At 56.0% G+C, this 17286-nt stretch carries 23 protein-coding genes; 20 read left to right on the top strand and 3 right to left on the bottom strand.

Annotated elements, in window-relative coordinates; translation table 11 throughout:
* Positions 1–10: 10 nt before the first annotated feature.
* Positions 11–598 carry a hypothetical protein gene (locus B2828_RS05150; RefSeq protein WP_479632627.1) on the bottom strand — a complete coding sequence of 196 codons (588 nt, stop codon included), beginning with the start codon at positions 596–598 and terminating at the stop codon, positions 11–13.
* 344 nt (positions 599–942) lie between these two features.
* Here B2828_RS05150 and B2828_RS05145 point away from each other — a divergent pair, with 344 nt between their 5' ends.
* Entirely contained in the window at positions 943–1134 is a 192-nt protein-coding gene (locus B2828_RS05145; RefSeq protein ID WP_479632626.1) for a hypothetical protein, read from the top strand.
* 16 nt (positions 1135–1150) lie between these two features.
* Here the strand turns inward: B2828_RS05145 and B2828_RS05140 are convergent, their stop codons facing one another.
* Complete coding sequence (locus tag B2828_RS05140) at positions 1151–1519, bottom strand: hypothetical protein (protein ID WP_479632625.1); 369 nt, start codon at positions 1517–1519, stop codon at positions 1151–1153.
* 178 nt (positions 1520–1697) lie between these two features.
* Between B2828_RS05140 and B2828_RS05135 the strand changes: the two genes are divergently transcribed.
* From B2828_RS05135 to B2828_RS05045, 19 genes are all read left to right on the top strand, one after another.
* Complete coding sequence (locus B2828_RS05135; RefSeq protein WP_479632624.1) at positions 1698–2243, top strand: DUF4337 family protein; 546 nt, start codon at positions 1698–1700, stop codon at positions 2241–2243.
* Between the two features lie 73 nt (positions 2244–2316).
* Positions 2317–3222, top strand: coding sequence for a cation diffusion facilitator family transporter (locus B2828_RS05130; RefSeq protein ID WP_479632623.1), 906 nt, complete (start codon positions 2317–2319; stop codon positions 3220–3222).
* 185 nt (positions 3223–3407) lie between these two features.
* A complete protein-coding gene (locus B2828_RS05125) occupies positions 3408–3680 on the top strand; it encodes a hypothetical protein (RefSeq protein ID WP_479632622.1) in 273 nt (90 codons plus the stop codon).
* A gap of 460 nt (positions 3681–4140) precedes the next feature.
* The gene (locus B2828_RS05120) at positions 4141–4707 is read left to right on the top strand and encodes a hypothetical protein (RefSeq protein ID WP_479632621.1); all 567 of its coding nucleotides are present in this window, start codon (positions 4141–4143) and stop codon (positions 4705–4707) included.
* 80 nt (positions 4708–4787) lie between these two features.
* Entirely contained in the window at positions 4788–5606 is an 819-nt protein-coding gene (locus tag B2828_RS05115; RefSeq protein WP_479632620.1) for a hypothetical protein, read from the top strand.
* Between the two features lie 12 nt (positions 5607–5618).
* On the top strand, positions 5619–7661 hold the full coding sequence (locus B2828_RS05110) for a DNA polymerase (protein WP_479632619.1): 2043 nt from the start codon (positions 5619–5621) through the stop codon (positions 7659–7661).
* Positions 7658–8056, top strand: coding sequence for a hypothetical protein (locus B2828_RS05105; protein ID WP_479632618.1), 399 nt, complete (start codon positions 7658–7660; stop codon positions 8054–8056). The genes B2828_RS05110 and B2828_RS05105 overlap by 4 nt, the downstream gene beginning before the upstream one ends.
* A 174-nt stretch (positions 8057–8230) precedes the next feature.
* Entirely contained in the window at positions 8231–8950 is a 720-nt protein-coding gene (locus B2828_RS05100) for a hypothetical protein (protein WP_479632617.1), read from the top strand.
* Positions 8950–10140: an AAA family ATPase gene (locus B2828_RS05095; RefSeq protein ID WP_479632616.1), complete on the top strand. Its 1191-nt coding sequence runs from the start codon at positions 8950–8952 to the stop codon at positions 10138–10140. The genes B2828_RS05100 and B2828_RS05095 overlap by 1 nt, the downstream gene beginning before the upstream one ends.
* A gap of 300 nt (positions 10141–10440) precedes the next feature.
* Positions 10441–10821, top strand: coding sequence for a hypothetical protein (locus B2828_RS05090; RefSeq protein WP_479632615.1), 381 nt, complete (start codon positions 10441–10443; stop codon positions 10819–10821).
* Positions 10822–10825: 4 nt separating this feature from the next.
* Positions 10826–11425 (top strand): hypothetical protein, encoded by a 600-nt coding sequence (locus tag B2828_RS05085; RefSeq protein WP_479632614.1) that lies wholly within the window; start codon positions 10826–10828, stop codon positions 11423–11425.
* Positions 11397–12008 carry a hypothetical protein gene (locus tag B2828_RS05080; protein ID WP_479632613.1) on the top strand — a complete coding sequence of 204 codons (612 nt, stop codon included), beginning with the start codon at positions 11397–11399 and terminating at the stop codon, positions 12006–12008. Before B2828_RS05085 ends, B2828_RS05080 begins: the two co-directional genes overlap by 29 nt.
* A gap of 575 nt (positions 12009–12583) precedes the next feature.
* Positions 12584–13198 (top strand): hypothetical protein, encoded by a 615-nt coding sequence (locus B2828_RS05075; RefSeq protein ID WP_479632612.1) that lies wholly within the window; start codon positions 12584–12586, stop codon positions 13196–13198.
* A complete protein-coding gene (locus B2828_RS05070; protein WP_479632611.1) occupies positions 13195–15045 on the top strand; it encodes a terminase gpA endonuclease subunit in 1851 nt (616 codons plus the stop codon). The genes B2828_RS05075 and B2828_RS05070 overlap by 4 nt, the downstream gene beginning before the upstream one ends.
* Before the next feature lie 90 nt (positions 15046–15135).
* Entirely contained in the window at positions 15136–15381 is a 246-nt protein-coding gene (locus B2828_RS05065; protein WP_479632610.1) for a hypothetical protein, read from the top strand.
* Positions 15382–15384: 3 nt separating this feature from the next.
* Complete coding sequence (locus B2828_RS05060; protein WP_479632609.1) at positions 15385–15615, top strand: hypothetical protein; 231 nt, start codon at positions 15385–15387, stop codon at positions 15613–15615.
* Positions 15616–15666: 51 nt separating this feature from the next.
* Positions 15667–15864, top strand: coding sequence for a hypothetical protein (locus tag B2828_RS05055; protein WP_479632608.1), 198 nt, complete (start codon positions 15667–15669; stop codon positions 15862–15864).
* A 63-nt stretch (positions 15865–15927) separates the two neighbouring features.
* On the top strand, positions 15928–16503 hold the full coding sequence (locus tag B2828_RS05050; RefSeq protein WP_479632607.1) for a hypothetical protein: 576 nt from the start codon (positions 15928–15930) through the stop codon (positions 16501–16503).
* 112 nt (positions 16504–16615) lie between these two features.
* The gene (locus B2828_RS05045) at positions 16616–16804 is read left to right on the top strand and encodes a DUF6900 domain-containing protein (protein ID WP_479632606.1); all 189 of its coding nucleotides are present in this window, start codon (positions 16616–16618) and stop codon (positions 16802–16804) included.
* A 74-nt stretch (positions 16805–16878) separates the two neighbouring features.
* Here the strand turns inward: B2828_RS05045 and B2828_RS05040 are convergent, their stop codons facing one another.
* On the bottom strand, positions 16879–17244 hold the full coding sequence (locus B2828_RS05040; protein ID WP_479632605.1) for a PDDEXK family nuclease: 366 nt from the start codon (positions 17242–17244) through the stop codon (positions 16879–16881).
* Positions 17245–17286 lie beyond the last annotated feature (42 nt).

Raw genomic sequence — 17286 nt, 5'->3', positions numbered from 1 at the left:
AATGCGCAGCTCAGTGGTTCAAAGGATGTATTGCTTTCAGAACTCCGCCTTGTTGGGCATTCTTTATGGGCTTCAGGGTCTGCTTCAAAATCTTTTCCAGCAGAGGCCAATGATCTGAATCCTTTGCTTCTAAACAGGCACAATAGATGGAGTCATTATACAAAAAGTAGAATTTCTTTTCTTTGATCTTATCAGAAGGGATTTTACCGTTACCGAAATACGCCATGGTGCCCTTAATGCCTGAATCGGTTGTAAAAGGTGAGGTCGACCACAGAAACGGCATGGGACTCTTTTTTTGAGATTCTAGCTTTCTATAAAATGATTCGGTCATCTTAATCGCACAGTCTTCGTTCTTTGCGAATCGCTTATAAATATGAATGTGCCCGAAGGGAGAATTAATACCTTTGGCCGGGTCGTATTCTTTATTATTGGTAAAATTACCATCGGCAACAGACCAATCTGGAGGGCAGTCAATCTCAAATGGCGAATTTGGAATCAAGACTGTTTTAGCGAATGCGCAGGTGACAGGAAAGAGAAGAACAAGGAGTGCTATTTTTATTTGGTATTGCCGACCAGTATTATTGAGGTTCGTATCCATGCCAGAGGCATTTTATTCTGAAGGTAGCGGAATTAAAGCCTTTTCCCGTTTCTGTCGGCTCCCGCTCTTTCCCTCCTCCTTCTATTCCTGGGGCATTTTGCAATGATTGTGGGTTGTATAGGCAGGATAGAAAAGAGAGCAAGGGGGGCGAAATAAGCCTGCAAGGCGTTCTTTGGAATCAACATTACGGCTATATGGACAAAGAGTTGTTGTTTCCTGAACGGCGTATCTCCTGTATTGAAGGGGAAATGCAGCCTAAAAATGCGATTCCACGCCTATCTCCCGGCAGGCCGAGACAATCGCCCAGTTTGGGACGGAAAACTTCAAGCCTTGCATATCACCCCATGAATCCCGTCGATCTTGATTTCGAGTTGCCCGACTGGAAGGTGCCGCCTCCGCGTTCTGGCCAAAGCAGCACGCAAGCATGGCTCGAATGGCTGGAGGAAAATCGCCGCGAGCTGGTCAGAACCGGGCAGATTCAGAAAATCCGCAACGACCCGCTCCGTCGCCCCGTGGATGTGCGCTTCGAGTTATAGCCGCTTTTAGGGCCGCTTACTTGACCGATAGAACAAAATTGGCCTTTTCGCCTTTGCTTCTGATTCCCGCTTTTTTGCCTCCCGCCTTGATCTTTTGCGCCACGCTGGAAGAGGAGCAGCCCAGCTTATCGGCAACCGTTCGGTAGTTGGTAGCGCCGCCCTGAATGGCTTCGACGATCTGCTTGACCGTGATGCTAACGCGAGGCTTTCTTTGAGCCATGGGTTTTACGGGATCAGCGCTGCCGCTCAGTTCGGCGATCTTACTTTCCAGGTCCACAACGTTGTTTCGGGCCTCAACGAGCTTCACCTTCAATTCCATTACGGCGCGATCACGCAGGTTTGCGATTTGACGTTCAAGTTCCTCAATTTCTTCTTGGGCGCTCATGCTCGTAAATTACAGCATAGAGAATCGTACACCGAAAGAGAAAATCCGAGGGCAAGTTTACAATACATATAGGGTTGCTTGTTGATGCTAAAAAACAGCGAGCCTCAAGCAGAAACCGCTTCCTGCGAAATCATCGGATGTTCTATGATAAGGGTTCAGACTGAACCGCTGATCCATTATGGAACAACCCGAAATCCCGCTTGAACACCTGCAAGAACATGTCGAGAAACATGCCCATGCCTCTGGGGAACGCTGGGTTTCGTGGGTGGCTTTGAGCACCGCGATTCTGGCGGCATTTGCGGCGGTATCTGGCCTATTGGCCGGTTTTCATGCCAACGAAGCAATGGTGAATGAAATTGAATCGGCCAATCAGTGGGCATTTTACCAGTCCAAAGGAATCAAGTCAGCAGTTCTCGGCACCCGTGTTGAAATCCTAAAGGCTCTCGACAAACCGACCCATGCGGGAGATGAAGCCAAGTTGGAGGAATATGCCAAGGAGCAACAAAGTATTCGGGTAGAAGCGGAACACCGGCGAGCCAAGGCAGAGGCACACCTTCATCAACATGTCATTTTGGCCCGTGGCGTCACCATGTTCCAAATCGCCATTGCTGTCGCAGCCATATCAGCCCTGACTAGAAAACGCCATTTCTGGATTGTTGGCCTCACCTTTGGCGGGCTTGGCTGTGTTTTCCTGCTGCAAGGCCTCTTGCCGTATCACGGCTAGTGGAGACTAGAGCCTTTTGCTGCGTTACGGCCAGACCGTATTTGCCCAAACCACAACGAGAGGAGATGATCGCATGAATAAAGAAGCCGGAGAAAAGGAGAAAAAATCGGCAGCGCTAAATTCCGTGCTGGCCGCCTGCTTTTTGACTACCCTGAAAGTAGTTGTAGGCATTACAACCGGCAGCTTGGGCATCCTGGCGGAAGCTGCCCACTCTGGCCTCGATTTTGTAGCAGCCATCGTCACTTACATTGCCGTGAGGGCGTCGGGAAAACCGGCAGACAAGGATCACCTTTACGGTCACGGAAAAATCGAGAATTTTTCGGCATTAGTTGAAACTGCGCTGCTTTTCATAACCTGCGCATGGATCGTTTGGGAAGCTATCCATCGTTTGGCCGCCAAGTCGGTCAACGTAGACGCATCCATCTGGGGATTTGCCATCCTTATAATCTCCATCGCTGTAGATGTGACCCGTTCCCGCATGCTTTACCGGGTGGCCGCCAAGCACCAGAGCCAAGCTCTCGAAGCAGATGCATTGCATTTTAGTACAGATATCTGGAGTTCGGCGGTGGTTGTCGTGGGATTGGTTGGAGTCAAAGTTGCAAGCAGGTACCCGGAACTTGCCTTCTTACAAAAGGCGGATGCAGTGGCGGCATTGATTGTAGCCGCGATTGTAATCGGCATCAGTTTCAAATTGGGAATGGCTTCTGTTCACGCGCTGATGGACGGGAATCCAGAGGGAGCGACAGAGAAAATCAAAGCTGCGGTGGAGGCCATTGAGGGGGTCTGCGACTGCCATGCCGTTCGGGTGCGCCGCGCAGGCCCCCACTATTTTGTGGACATGCATGTCTCGATGGAAGGCGGTCAAACTCTAGAGTCGGCTCATGAAATTGCGGACAAAGTGGAATCTGCCGTACAAGAAACCTTCCCTGGAGCCGATGTGACTGTTCATGCAGAGCCAAGGCACCACTTGGGCGCATAAATATTCAAAGCTACAAAGGGAGGTGCCGGAAGCTCTTCTCGGTGCCGCAGGGGGATACGCTCTAGATTGCGACTCCTTTGCAATTATTTCTAAAATTCAGGCTTTACCCCACATTCACCCAAGGGGCGGGAAGCGATACGTGTAGGGGTTTGTTGTATCTCATTCGGGGCACCTCGGGTGAGTTTATGAAAAAAATAAAATCAACAGAAAATGGTGACGGGGAAGAACCAGAAGGCTTCCTCAACATACGCGAGGTGGCGGTCAAATTGAAAGTACCCACACGGTTGATATCGCGAATGAAAAAGAGCGGTGCGCCCTTTTGCGAAGGTAAAACGCGCCCCGAATGGATTCTGGAATGGGCCAAGAAAAACGCAAATGATGAGGCGAGGCGGAAGTGTTGCTGCCGCGAATGCATGTATTATCGGCCACGCGATCTGGACAGCGTCAAAGAGGGCTGATATCGGCAGCCCCTAGAATCCATTCATAAATCCCCTACGAAAGCGACGGAAAATACCGTCGCTTTTTCGTTTTTGGAGATTTTTCACAATTTTTTTAAGACGGGTTTTCGCACTTTTTTGCGCGTTTTTGCATTTTTAAAGACACTTTTTGCGCGTCTTAGCAAATCACGAAAATCGCCCCTTTTTGCGTTTTTTTGAAGCGGGTCTTTCTTCTCTCAAAACCGCACCACGAAAGGCTCTCCGGGGAATTCCCGAGTCGCCGAGGTGTGGAAAAATAGCGCGGTGCGCCCAATGCACGCCGTCAACCCAAGACGCAATGGAAGCACGCATGAAAACCGCTCAATCAGCATTTGGCCGACGCCGCATTCGGCCCGCTATTTCTTCCATTCCGCCTGCTGCGCAAGTTGACATCCGCCCGTGGGACGTATCCGCAAAAATTTTTCGCTAGTCATTTTCGCCTGTGGGCCATTCCGGTTCCCGGGCGCTTCAACACAACGCAAAAGCAATAACACAAAGCATCATGGCCTCATTGCCACCACCTAAATCCAACAGCGGTTTCGGCATCAAAGAATCCGCCCCCAAGGGAACCTATATCTGCACTTGCCTGCTCGTCCGGGATGAGTTCGGCGTCATGCGCAAGAAATACCAGAGCGAGGAACTCGCGAAGACCGACGTCACCCGATTCCTCTTTGGCTTCGTCCACAAAACCGGGAAGCAATACTTTGTCGAGACGAAGGAGATGAAGATTTCCTCCGATCCGAAATCCGCTCTGTTCGCCTTTCTTAAAAGCTGGTTGGGAGAGCCGCCGAAGGTTGGATGGGACTATTGCACGCTGATTGGAAGCGGAGCGCTCATCACCGTTGAGCTTACTCCGTCTCCCAAAAATCCAGGCCAGTTCTACAGCAATATCGGCAGCATCGCGCCAGTGATGGATGACCTCAAAAGCAAGATTGTGCCGGTGACGGCATACGCCCTGCCCGGTACCGCCGCAGCAGCGGATGGCGATGACGGGGACGTTCCTTTCTAGCCATCCCCCCCTTCCAACAACCGCCGGGAGGCGTTACCAGCCACGCCTTCCGGCTTTTTTACCTCATTCATTTTTCTCACATGGCAGTATTACTGAAACCCCGCGAAATTTCCTCGCACTGGTATTCGCGCAATGGCGCTCCGGCTCACCGGGTGCCAAAGAAAGACGGCTCGGGCGACCGCGCCACCAATATTACCGATGCCCGGAGGCTGGGCCTTCTCCCGTCGGTCACCAACGTGCTCGGTATTTTAAGCAAGCCGCAACTGGAGCGCTGGAAGATGCGGCAAGTGGCGCTGGCCACTCTGCGCGTCCCGTCGAAGTCCACAGAGGAACCGCCCGAATATTACGCTGAGCGTGTTATTGACGAGGCATTCCAGCAGGTGGAAGACGCCGCTGATCTCGGAACCCGCATTCATGCCGCTCTTGAATACGGCCTGGCAGGCGAGCCGTTTGCCGACGAGCTTGCGGTTTACGTCGACCCGGTGTTCCGCTGGAAAGCCGAGAAACGGATCGAGTTCACCGAACGCGAACTGGTTATCGTTAATGCCGGGGTCGGCTTCGCGGGACGATGTGACGTGTTCTTCACCTTTGGCAAAGGCGGCATGGGGATTCTGGATTTCAAGACGAAGAAAACCGAGTCGGGAAAAATGCCGGATGCCTATCCCGAGCATGGGATGCAACTCGCCGCGTATGCCGCCACGCATTATGGCGTGGACGCGCTGCCGGATGTCCTCGCCGCCAATGTCGTGATCTCAACGACAGAGCCGGGCCGGATGGAAATCGTCAAGCACGAGAACCTGGTTCCCCTCTACGACTGCTTCCTGCATGCGTGCGAGGTGTGGCGGCTTCTGAAGGGATACGATCCCCGCCATTGGCAGAGCCAAACGAACGCAAACTAAGGCACACATTCGATGGCTCTTTTGCGGCTTGAACTCAGCCCGGACCAGACGGCTGCGGTGGCACCACTTATCCGTGAGGCGCGGCAGCTTATCGGCCCGACCGGCGAAAGCAGGACGTTCGCTCCGTCCGTCATTTTTGGCGAGGTGGACTTACCGTGCTTCGACCCGGCTCTCCCCCACAAGGACATGACGCGGGCTGAATTTTGCTGCGGGATCGTCTCGGCGAAGGCAGCGCGGAAAATCCGCAAGATTCTGGACGAGGAAGCCTTGCGGCAAACTCCGGCTGCGCCTTCGCCGCGAACGCAAACCGTGCATCGGGTTGTCGCCGTTGATTTCGAGTGTTTTTACGACACGGAATACAGCGTCAAGAAACTCGGCTATTATGCCTACGTTCACGATTCCCGTTTCAACGCCTATCTGGTCTCGTTTTGGGCGGACGACGGATGGCATTGGGTAGGTCATCCAAAGGACGCCCCTTGGGATGAGATATCCGGCGCGATGTGGCTTTCACATAACGCGCAGTTTGACCGCGCTGTGTTCTTTCGGCTTCAGGAGTTGGGCATCGTTCCGCCGTGCATCAAGCCGGATGAGTGGTATTGCACTTCCGCACTTTCGGTCTACCTCGCAGCCCCGCGCAATCTCGCGGGAGCCACCAAGCAACTGGTCGGCATGCATCTCGACAAGTCCGTCCGCAACAGGGCGTGTGGTTGGAGCGGCGGCAGCCTCTTCAAAGAGGACTCGGAAGAGATGCACGCTTACGCGCTCAAAGACGCCGGGGCGTGTTGCCGGATTTGGATGGAGCATAGCGATAAATGGCCTGCCCATGAGCGCCGCCTTTCCGCGCAGACCATTGCGTCCGGCGAACGCGGCGTTCAGGTCGATCTCAGCTATATCCAGACGTCGGCCGCCGTTTTGGAGAAAGTGATCGTCCAGGCAATGGATCGTATCCCGTGGGCCAAATATGCCGCGCCGACCAGCACCAAGGAACTGACGAAGGCGTGCCGGATCGCCGGAATCGAGCCGCCGTCCAGCACGGCGGAAGATTCCGAGGAATTCGAGACGTGGCAGGAACAGCATGGCGCTCGCATTCCCTGGGTCGCGGCAATGCAGACCTGTCGCCGCGCAAACCGGAAATTGAAGATTCTCCAGGCTGCCCTCACCCGCTGCAAGCCGGGCGGCGAGATGACTTTCTCGCTGAAATATTTTGGCGGATTCACGGGACGCTGGTCGGGCGACACCGGTCTCAATCTTCAGAATCTTAACAAGGACAAGGACTTTGATGTGGACATGCGGCGGATGCTGATTCCCCGTCCGGGCCATGTTTTTGTCATTTGCGATCTTTCACAGATTGAGCCGCGGTGCCTTGCCTACCTCTCCGGCAACTGGCCTCTCTTGGAACGGATCGCGGCGGGTGAAAGTATCTATGAAGCGCATGCTCGCGCCACGATGGGCTGGAACGGTGGCCCACTCAAAAGGGAGAACCCACGGCTTTATGGTTTGGCAAAAGCGCGCGTGCTTGGCCTCGGTTATCAATGCGCCGCCGAGCGGTTCGTCGCGGTTGCCCGCATCATGGGCGGCATCGAGATCACCCTTGCGGAAGCGGAAAAGACCGTGGCCGACTTTCGTCGCTCCAATCCGCTGATCACCGGCCTCTGGGCGAAGCTGGAGCGCGAGTTTGTCTCGAAGCACGGCAAAACCTATTTCCTGAAGCTCCCCTCCGGTCGTTACCTGCGCTACTTCGACGTGGATGCCAATTCGATGACCGCCGGGAACGAACGCGGCGGAACTCGCTACCCATTTTACGGCGGCAAGCTGGTGGAAAACTATATCCAGGCGTCCGCCCGCGACGTCTTCGCGGAAAACATCCTCCGCATCGAGGACGCCGGATATCCGGTCCTCTTCCATGTCCACGACGAGGTGATCACGGAAGTCCCCATCGCTCAGGCCGAAGCCGCCAAAATTGAAATCGAGCGCCTCATGAGTGCCTGCCCTGCATGGCTGGAAGGCTGCCCGCTCGCCGCCGAAGCCATCGTTGCCAGTCACTATCTCAAATGAGCGAGATCAACCAGACACTCGTCACCAAGCTGCTCTCCCTTGCGCTGAACCACGCCGCCGCCCCCGGCGAGATCGACAACGCCGGGCGGATGCTGATCGGCCATCTGCGGAAAGCCGGGGCCAAGCCGGATGATCTTCTTCGCGGCGGGACTCGGGTGGTGGTGCAGGAGCGCATCGTCTACCGGGATCGTCCCGTCGAGAAAATCGTCTATCGGGACCGCCCTGGCAGCGCCCCGCCGCCTCCCGAGATCGTGATGCCGTTCGGCAAACACAAGGGCGTCCCCGTCGCCGAGATTGATCCCGGCTACCTCCAGTGGGTTCTCGATAACTGCGACCGGCTCGACACCTACCTCTCAACTGAAATCCGGCGCGTTCTCAAACTCGACCAAGACTAACACTTCATGGCTATACTTGATAAATTAACACCCGCTCTTCGTGATCTCCTCGATCACCATCCCGAACCCGGCCAGCGCAACGTGTGGCTGTTCCGCGTTGCCGCGTGCTGCCGAGGCAGATGCTCGGAGGCTGCATTCCGCCGTTTCCTTTATGATCTTCGTGACCGATGGGACGTGGGAAGACGACTCACGGACGCTGAAATCGAGCGGGCTATCTCCCGCGGGTTCAAGGGCACGAAGGTTCCACTTTCGGCAGTCCAGCGTCTTCACCGTCTCACCACGCCCAAGTGGCCCGAACCGAATCTGTCCAAGCGCCGGTTCTATGCCGAGACCACGGAGCCGATCTTTGATGTTGCTGCTCCCATCAACATTGATCCCGGCGCGGTGATCGACGTCCTCTTCCCTGGCGGTGGGCTCTTCTGCCTTGGGTGGGACAAGGTCAACGGTGCGACGTGGGAGCGGGAGCACTGGCGTGGGCATGAGGCTGATTGCCAGTTCATCGTCCCCAGCCGGATGATCGCATCGAGCGGTTGCAACGGCAGTGGTCAGGAAAGCTACCGCTGTTTGGAAAATACCGGTTCCCGCGAATATCTGGTCATCGAGAGCGACATCGGCAGCGATAAAGTCGAACAAGCAAGAGTCCTTTCCTATCTCGGCAAGTTCGCCCCGTTGGTGCTCGTCGTTGATTCAGGGGGCAAGAGCTTGCATGGGTGGATAGATTGTCAGAAAGCGCGGCGGCACCAGATTGCCCGCTTCATGCAATATGCCGTTTGGCTCGGCGCGGACGCCCATCTCTGGACGCCGTGCCAGTGGGTGCGAATGCCCGGCGGAACGCGCACGGGCGGCGCTCGTCAGCACATCCTCTACTTCCGTCCCCTGGGAGGTAAGCAATAATGGAAACCGCAGAAAAGACGGACGCCCGTTCAGCGTTTGAGGGGTACGTGGACCCTGAATTTAACGCTGCCGCGCCATCGGAGGCAAAGCCGTTCACCATCTGGACCATCAGCAAGTTCCGGTCGTGGGTGGAGCCCGCCGACATGAACATCTTGGGTGATGGTCTCCTTCAAAAAGGCGGGCTCGCGGTAGTCGGGGGCCAGGGCGGCGTCGGCAAATCACGCTTCGCCCTGCAACTCGCCATCTGCCAATCGCTAGGCATTCCATTCGTCGGCCTGGACACGCACGGCAAACCGCAGCGGTGGCTCTTCATCGGCAACGAAAATTCCATCGTCCGCATGAAATCGGATCTGGATGCGATGCTTTCGCAGTACACCGACGAGCAGATCGCCGTTCTTGAAAAACACCTTTTCATGCAGGCGCTGGTCGACACGGAGGACTATTTCATTAGCCTTGGCGACGAGGAAATCAAGGCGCGATGGGTCCAGACGCTCTTGGAATTCCGTCCCACGGTACTCGTGGCCGATCCGTTCGGAAACATCCTGGACGGCGATATGCTCAAGGATAATGACGTCCGCAACACGATTGCTGCGTTGACCAAGATCGCACGGGATGCCGATCCCATGATGGCCATCGTGATCCTTCACCACGCACGCACGGGTCGCCAGAACATCCTGCAAGCGGTCGGCTGGGACAAAGGCAATTTTCTGATCGGCAGCAAGGCGCTCTATTCCGCCGCGCGGACGGTGATCAACATGGCACCGGGCGATAAGGAGGATTCCTCAAAGATCGTGATGTCCTGCGGCAAAAGCAACAACGCCAAGTCGTTCTCCACGGTCGGGCTCTGCCTTAACGAGAGCACCCACTTTTATGAAGTCGATCTCGACTTCGATTTGGAAGCGTGGGAGGCAGACGTTTCCGGCGAGCGTTCCGGTAAGGAAAAGAAGCTCACGGTTCAGGACATCATCGATTTCATCGCCGCCGCTGGCGGCAAATATGACAAACGGGAACTCAAGGATGCCCTTGTCGATCAATTTGAGTGCAGCCGTTTCACGGTGGAACGGCGGCTCAAGGAAGGATTCCAGCATCAATATTTCCGCGCTCCAACGGACGGAAAAACCATTCATCTCACCGCCAAATCCAAGGCCAGAAAATCAACAACCGTAGACGAAAATGAAACGCCATTTTAGCCATTCAAGCCTCTGCTCAGGCAAGGGGTGCTTGATTCGATCAAAACAAGCCCCCCTTGTATCGAGGGGCTTGTTTGCCATTCAACTCACTAGGTATCATTATGTTACGAAAGTCTTTGAGCATTGCACAAGTGCTGCTCGAACCCACTGCTTCTTGAGCAACTGCAGCAGCTTATATATAGCTGCTGCTTGCTCAAAGCTCGCCGAAGCCATGGGTTTTTTTGGCTTGGCCATCGGTCTTGGGCATCCAGTGTCCACCATGACGTCAATGACGCGGGTAAGCGTGAAAGGAGATCGCCAATGAGAAACCTTGACGAAATCCGGACGGCTTACGAACGTGGCGAAGGCGAATTGAAGGAACTGGCCGAGCGTTACGATATTCCCTACAGCACGCTCACGCGGCGCTGCTTTGGAGAGGAATGGCACAAGCCCCGCTATCGTCGCGGTATTGCGCAAATGAGCGTCAGTGCCTATGCCTATGCTCACGGCTTGTGGCTTACCCGCCAGCAATTGGAAGCCATCGAAGGACGCGCACAAGTCGTGTGTATCACACGAAATGTTCAGCGTGGGATCAAGGACGATCATCGGTTTGGAACGGTCTTCACCTACCCCGTAGACATTCTCGCCAGTGTTTTCACAGACCACGGTCTGTTGGCACGGTCTGATGGCCTCAGCAAGTAAAGCCATGATCAACGACTATGCCAACCGGCAGGAGGCTCGTGACCGTGAGTACCTTGAGTATTACCAAAGCCCGGAATACCTCCGCTGGGTGGAGGGGCTGTCCCCCGAGGACCGTTGCAGACTGGGAGCGGACGGCCTCTTGCAACCATTGATTGATCGCAGCGGAACGACTCTCCGGGATGAGGATGCGTGTCTATCGAACATGGCCTCGGAAGAAGAAGATGTGCTGACGCAGGTCGATCTCGCCGCTGCCGTTCAAAAAACGGATGACGTCCCTGTGGCCGAGCCCGGCACGGACGAACGCCTCTGGGATATTCTGCGCAGGCTGCTCGGAGAGTTGCTGAACCAGAAGAATGCCAAGCTCACCATCGAGTGCCTTGCGGTTGTCAGCGGCATCGGTTTCCTCGGCGATTCCATGACCGAAATCGCCGAGCGCAACGGTGTCACCCGCGCCGCGGTGAGCAAACGATGCGTGGAACTGACTCAAAAGCTCAAACTTAATCCATCGCGTGCGATGCGCTCGTTGACAGCGCGTGTCTCGTATGCACAAACCCAACACATCCTCCGGCACAACTATGAAGAACGAAATCGTAAAAATCGGTGACGGCAATATCCAAATCAGCAGCCTTGGCCTCCAATTCAACGGAGATGTTCCCGAACAAGCCATCGACGAGTTGCTGCAAAAATTCGGCACAGTCACTCGCGGGTGCATGTTCATCCTTGGCGATGCCATCAATTATGCAGAAAATAAATGGGGCGATAAATACGAACACTGGATCGCAGTGACCGGCCTCGAATATCAGACCCTGCGCAACGCTGGATGGATTGCCCGCAAGATCGAATTGTCTCGCCGGAGAGACACTTTAACCTTCGAGCATCACAAGCTCGTCGCCCGCCTGGAACCCGATGAACAGACCCGCTGGCTCGATCTGGCCGAGCGCGAGGGATTCAGCAAACGCCGTTTGGCGAAGTCGTTGTTGCTTGGCCGCCCCGCCACCGATGAAGACATGGACGCAGGCAAAGACAAAGGGATTGAGAACGTCCATCCCTACGTCAATCGCATCTGCGGGTTTTGGGGAATGCTAAAGGAAATGGGCTGGGTCAAAAGGGCTGGCGAGGAGAAGCTGCGTGCGTTCAAGCGCGATCTCCAGCCCGTGGTGGATATCTACAACACCCTGCCGGATTAAATTTATGCATGCCACCGATTCCCCACGCAGACGGTCACCAATTCCAGAGATCACAAATCAACTCGTCGATGATCTTTTGGAGAGCGCGAAGAAAACTGCCCCCATAATTCTACCCCTATGCCAGGAAAAGAAACTATGGCCTGTGATTAAAATCCTGAGAGAAGAAAAGCACTTCTCCTTCGATCAAATCCGGGACTGGCTTAATGAAACCGCAGGCGTTTTTCACTCGCATACATATTGGTCTACGTTTTATCGGAACGAAAAAATACGAGAAACCCCTGTGGAAAAGTTGGGCGAACTAAAGTTTAGGCGATGAGTTCGCGCCACACGGGCCAACGTCGCGCGATTGTGGGCCAAGCGTGAGCGACGCGGCCATCAGCGGCCACAGCCAAAAAATTTCGGGGTCCCTGCGCCCGGCGGAAAGCTTGGGGTGAAAAAGTCCCTCGCTCAATTTGTGTGAGAAGTCATTTTTTTGATGTCCCACTTTTAGCGCGTCCATCGTGCCTCGTTTCCCTCTGTAATCGCCGCCAGCTTGGAGTGGGACAAATGGCGCATTTGACACATCCCTATCTCACATGGAAACAACTCCTTCCCCGCTAAACGCCTACGCCAAGATTCTCGACGCGGACCTGCGCAACATCCTCAAAAAGGCGGCGTCAGGCAAGCCGCTTTCTCCCTCGGAACACGCTCGGGTTGTCGCCAGAGCCGCCGGATGCGATGACACCGTTACGACCGCTAAAAATGTTGTCGAACTGGCGACGCTCCTCGGCACGAGCCGCCGCCAAATCACGCGGTGGCAAAAGCTGTCGGGCGCGCCGCAGGCCAACGCGAATGGAACTCACGACGTCGTCGCATGGCGTGAATTCGTTCGCGGACGCGGGCTCAAATCGGGGAAGGCCGTGGCCGAGGTAGATCAATCGGCGCTCAAAGCTCGCAAACTTCTCGCCGAGATCGAGGAACGGGAACTCAAGGTCGGGATCAAAAAAGGAGAGTTCGTTCTCCTGGCTGATGTGCGCAGGGACTGGCTCACGCAGGTTGGCAAGGCCATAGCACTCCTGCGGGCGAAGTTTGAAAACGAACTGCCGCCCATTTTGAGCGGCCAGGACGCGCAGGGCATCCGGGAGGAATGCGCCCGGGCCATCGATGAGGTTTGCAAGGTGCTCCATACCGGGGGTGGCAACACGCCGTGAGCAATTCTTCCAATGGAGAGTGCCCGGCAGCATTAAAACGGATGGAGTGTGAACGGCTCACCGCCATCTGGCGCGAAGCGTGGCGTCCCCCGGATCGCCAACCGGCATGGGCGTGGGCCGAGGAACATATCCGTTCCATCCCGTATTCGCCCATGCCTGGACGCTTCCGTATCGAGAACTCGCCGCAGATTAAAGAGGTGCTTGATGCGATCATTGATCCCAAGGTGCGGCTCGTCTCGATCATTGCGGCGGTGCAGGCGAGTAAGACCACCGCGCCCGAGGTGGCGCTCTGCTACATCATCGCCAACTTGCCCGGCCCCGCGCTCTGGCTCGACCAGACGGACGAGGACGCCAAGGACCAAAGCGAATCCCGGCTCCAGAAGATCTTCGACGAGTGTGAGCCGGTCCGCCGCCTCTTCCCAGCCGACCGTCACAAGCGCCGCAACCAGACGATCCATTTCGCCAACGGCATGACGCTTTGGATTCTCGGGGCACACAACAAAACCAATTTGCAGCGCCGCTCCATCCGCTGGATGATCGGGGACGAAACATGGCGCTGGCCTCCGGGGCACATGGCGGAAGCCGAGGCCCGTGTGACGGCATTCGGGTGGCTCGGAAAGTGCATCTTCATGTCCCAGGGCGGCGAGGAAGACGATGACACCCATCGCAAGCATGAGACGACCGACATGCGGGAGTGGATGTTCACTTGTCCCGAATGCGGGCACCGCCAGCCATACCTTTGGGAAAACATCGAATGGAGCAAGGACTGTAAAGACGATAACGAGCAATACGACTTCGTGCGGGTACATACCACCACGGCGCTGCGATGCGCCGCGTGCAATCACTATTTTGAGGACACCGATGAAGTCCGGCGTCGGCTCAATGCCACCGGACAGTTCGTCCCGCAGAACCCGCGAGCGGCGAAGGAGAATGTTGGGTTCCATTGGAACGCGCTCGCCACGATGTCGTGGGGCAAATTGGCCGAGCTATATCTCCGAGCCAAACAGGCGGCACGGAAGGGCGATACCTCCTTGATCCAACAGTTCTATCAAAAACGGCTTGGGCTACCGTGGCGCGAATATTTGGAAGATTTTAAGCTGGAGATCACGGCGTCTGGTTACAGCATGGGGGATACCTGGTGTGACGAGGCAGGCATCGACCGGTTTGGCAAAATCGTGCCGCCGCCGTTCCAAGAGGGCGTGCGCACCATCCCGCTCCGGGTGCTCACGGTCGATTGCCAGATGGATCATCTTTACGCCGTGGTCCGTTCATGGAGCGCCGAGGGATCGTCCCGTCTCGTCTGGTGCGAGCGTATCCTCACTTTCGAGGATGTAGAAGCATTGCAGAAACGTTTTTCGATTCATGCAAATCTAGTGTTCGTGGACGCGGGCGACGCGACCTATGAGGTCTACAAACAATGTGCCGAACGCGGCTGGGTGGCGCTGATGGGTGACAAACGCACGACATTCCCCCACAAAACCAAGGACGGGAAATCGATCCAGCGGTTCTATTCACCTCGGCGCAAAGTCGTGCTCGGCGTAAGCCGTTGGTGCCATGTCCATTATTGGAGCAACCTCAACATTAAGGACAGCCTGGCCCGGCTGCGCCGGAACCAAGACCCGGCCAACGGGGTGACATGGGAGGTTCCCGACGATGTGCCGGAGGATTACCTAAAACAAATGGAATCCGAGCACCGGGTCAAAGACAAAGGCAAATGGGCATGGATTCAGATCGGGAACCGCCCGAACCACTACTTTGATTGCGAGGCGATGCAGACCGCTGCCGCCACGATGCTAAAGCTGATCGGGCGGGAGTCCGTCGAGCTAGAAACCGAAGATACCAAGTAATCAGATACTGTGCCTGCTTGGACCAGTCGGCCACAACTAAATGTAGATAGTTAAGTGGATGTAATTCTTGGAAAGAGCGATCACACAACCATGAAAACGCAACTGACCACCACCACCAAAGCCCCCCGCCGCTCCACGAAAGACGAAGCGCGGGACGCCTTCATCCACCACATCGGCAGCGCCCGCGAATTAGTCGCGATGCTCGCCCGCCACTTGGATGACCACCTGGGCGTCGCCCCCGACGAAATGAACTGGGCGAACGCCGGAGATGCTGCCCACTTGGTCGAACTGCTCAAGCAAGCCGCCCGCGGGTGCAACCTGATCGCGGAGGAATAAGCCATGAACCCGAAAGAAAACTACAAAATCCTGCGGAGCGGATATGCCGTGTTTGTTTTGCGAGAGGGCGAGAGCGGCAGCGAATTTATCGCACTGCCGAAGGAGACGGCGAATGCGGATGTGGCGCGGATTGTGAAATCCACGCCTCCGGTCGACTGGCGGAAAGTCGAGGCCATCAACTTCGATGCAATTCAATCAAACGCCGTGCCTGATTCCGAAAACCGGGACGAATAAATAATACTAGATAACTCGATGATCAATAACAGAAGAGCGAATGTCGCATCAATGAAAACAGAGCACGATATCGAAGCAGCCCTTCTCGAACTGGAATATCAAACCGGCGAGGATGGCGAGCCCATCATTGAGCAACTCCAAAGCGCCGCCTCTTTTGAAGATCGGGGCGTCATGACCACCAACCGGGGCGTGGTATTCCGCATGAAGGACGGCAGCGAGTTTCAAATCACCATCGTCCGATCCAGATAAACCCAGTCTCCTCCGGGTTCGATCCCCGGAGGCGCTTCACAACCATCAACCTCAAAACAACCTATGAACATCACCATCCAATCCAACGCCACAACCGCCTCCATCAAAGCTGCCCACCCGGTCCCCCGTGGGGCCACACACTTCCGGTTCACCACGCCCAAGCGCAAACCGGTGATCGATGCCATCAAAAACCTCGACACCCTTGCCGGGTGCAGCGGCAAACTTGAATACGGCAAAGCCATCTTCAAGGGGCGCGGTCGCCACGCCAAGATCACGGGGTTCGATGCCACAGCCGCGCCGGTTATCGCCGTGCAGGCAAAACAGCCCAAGCCCGCTGCAAAACAACAGACTGCGGTCTCCAAGGAAGTGGGCACTGGCAAAGGAAAGCTCAATCGCATCTTTGGGTTTTCCGCCTGCTCGGTCGCCAAGGCGCTCGGCAAGGCCGGTGTGAAATACGCCGAGGGCGACCGCATTTTCCGCGCTCACGGGATCGAAATGCCGAAGGCTAGTCTTTCGGTTCAATTGGGATTCGGGCGCAACCCGGCCAGTTGGAAGCGGCATGGCGAGCCTGCCAACTTGTCGGAAGCGCAGTTGGCGGAATTACGCGCAGAGGGCGTGGAACCATCGACACACGCCTGAGCAGATCGTAATTTGCAGCTAATCAAGTCGTGTGCCAGCCTCCGCGGCTGACCCGCAAATAAAGTCAGATACTTCTATGGATATAATTTCAAGGAGGAGCGAATAACAGGCCATGCAAACGAACCGGCCCGCCAAGATTCCGCACTACGCCGCGAAGATCGCAAAGGAGATTCTGAATATCGAAACGCTGGAGACCCGCAAATCCGACCGGCTCGATTTCCATGAGGTTTCCGTTTGGGAGATTCGGGACGCCCTCAAAGCAGCCTTCGAAGCGGGTCGCAAATCAGGCGCTGTGAAATGATTCCCTGGCACGCCCAGAGGCCCTAGGACTCCGCGCTCTCCATGCCCCGAGCATGGGGGGCGCGGATGTCCGGTCTATCGATCCGGCACCGGATCGCTTCTCTTGCCGGATCGGATCATTGCGGCCACGCGGCCCACGGTTTCCAGGGTGAGTTGGGAGTCCACCAGCCTCACCACGCGCCAGCCCGCGAGCACGGCTTCGAGGTATTTTTCCACATCCGCCACGAAACCGGCGGCGCGGTTGTGACGGCCGCCTACCCACACGCCGCCCTCCAGTTCGATTAAAGTGCGGCTCTCGAGGTGGGCGTAGTCGGCACGCCATTTCCGCGTGGGGTGAAAACGATACTCGGCTTGCAGCGCCGGGCCATCCACCGTGCGCCATAGAAGTGCGAACCGGCGTTCGAGCCGGGAGGGAGTGCGGGGGCTTTTCTTTGGGGCCATGCAGGGGCCGGAGTGTCAATGTTTCCGTTGACACATGGTCGG

The sequence above is a fragment of the Spartobacteria bacterium UBA695 genome, assembly GCA_002298145.1.
GTDB lineage: Bacteria > Verrucomicrobiota > Verrucomicrobiia > Chthoniobacterales > Chthoniobacteraceae > UBA695.
Note: the sequence above shows the minus strand (reverse complement) of the source record. Positions and strands in the feature narration are given on the sequence as shown.

What these genes read in the sequence shown, in the direction of transcription:
- B2828_RS05080 (WP_479632613.1), top strand. Translation starts at nt 11,397, where the DNA reads ATGAAGAACGAAATCGTAAAAATCGGTGACGGCAATATCCAAATCAGC.
- B2828_RS05090 (WP_479632615.1), top strand. Translation starts at nt 10,441, where the DNA reads ATGAGAAACCTTGACGAAATCCGGACGGCTTACGAACGTGGCGAAGGC.
- B2828_RS05095 (WP_479632616.1), top strand. Translation starts at nt 8,950, where the DNA reads ATGGAAACCGCAGAAAAGACGGACGCCCGTTCAGCGTTTGAGGGGTAC.
- B2828_RS05115 (WP_479632620.1), top strand. Translation starts at nt 4,788, where the DNA reads ATGGCAGTATTACTGAAACCCCGCGAAATTTCCTCGCACTGGTATTCG.
- B2828_RS05040 (WP_479632605.1), bottom strand. Translation starts at nt 17,244, where the DNA reads ATGGCCCCAAAGAAAAGCCCCCGCACTCCCTCCCGGCTCGAACGCCGG.
- B2828_RS05045 (WP_479632606.1), top strand. Translation starts at nt 16,616, where the DNA reads ATGCAAACGAACCGGCCCGCCAAGATTCCGCACTACGCCGCGAAGATC.
- B2828_RS05105 (WP_479632618.1), top strand. Translation starts at nt 7,658, where the DNA reads ATGAGCGAGATCAACCAGACACTCGTCACCAAGCTGCTCTCCCTTGCG.
- B2828_RS05110 (WP_479632619.1), top strand. Translation starts at nt 5,619, where the DNA reads ATGGCTCTTTTGCGGCTTGAACTCAGCCCGGACCAGACGGCTGCGGTG.
- B2828_RS05050 (WP_479632607.1), top strand. Translation starts at nt 15,928, where the DNA reads ATGAACATCACCATCCAATCCAACGCCACAACCGCCTCCATCAAAGCT.
- B2828_RS05150 (WP_479632627.1), bottom strand. Translation starts at nt 598, where the DNA reads ATGGATACGAACCTCAATAATACTGGTCGGCAATACCAAATAAAAATA.
- B2828_RS05075 (WP_479632612.1), top strand. Translation starts at nt 12,584, where the DNA reads ATGGAAACAACTCCTTCCCCGCTAAACGCCTACGCCAAGATTCTCGAC.
- B2828_RS05130 (WP_479632623.1), top strand. Translation starts at nt 2,317, where the DNA reads ATGAATAAAGAAGCCGGAGAAAAGGAGAAAAAATCGGCAGCGCTAAAT.
- B2828_RS05085 (WP_479632614.1), top strand. Translation starts at nt 10,826, where the DNA reads ATGATCAACGACTATGCCAACCGGCAGGAGGCTCGTGACCGTGAGTAC.
- B2828_RS05145 (WP_479632626.1), top strand. Translation starts at nt 943, where the DNA reads ATGAATCCCGTCGATCTTGATTTCGAGTTGCCCGACTGGAAGGTGCCG.
- B2828_RS05055 (WP_479632608.1), top strand. Translation starts at nt 15,667, where the DNA reads ATGAAAACAGAGCACGATATCGAAGCAGCCCTTCTCGAACTGGAATAT.
- B2828_RS05125 (WP_479632622.1), top strand. Translation starts at nt 3,408, where the DNA reads ATGAAAAAAATAAAATCAACAGAAAATGGTGACGGGGAAGAACCAGAA.
- B2828_RS05135 (WP_479632624.1), top strand. Translation starts at nt 1,698, where the DNA reads ATGGAACAACCCGAAATCCCGCTTGAACACCTGCAAGAACATGTCGAG.
- B2828_RS05065 (WP_479632610.1), top strand. Translation starts at nt 15,136, where the DNA reads ATGAAAACGCAACTGACCACCACCACCAAAGCCCCCCGCCGCTCCACG.
- B2828_RS05140 (WP_479632625.1), bottom strand. Translation starts at nt 1,519, where the DNA reads ATGAGCGCCCAAGAAGAAATTGAGGAACTTGAACGTCAAATCGCAAAC.
- B2828_RS05060 (WP_479632609.1), top strand. Translation starts at nt 15,385, where the DNA reads ATGAACCCGAAAGAAAACTACAAAATCCTGCGGAGCGGATATGCCGTG.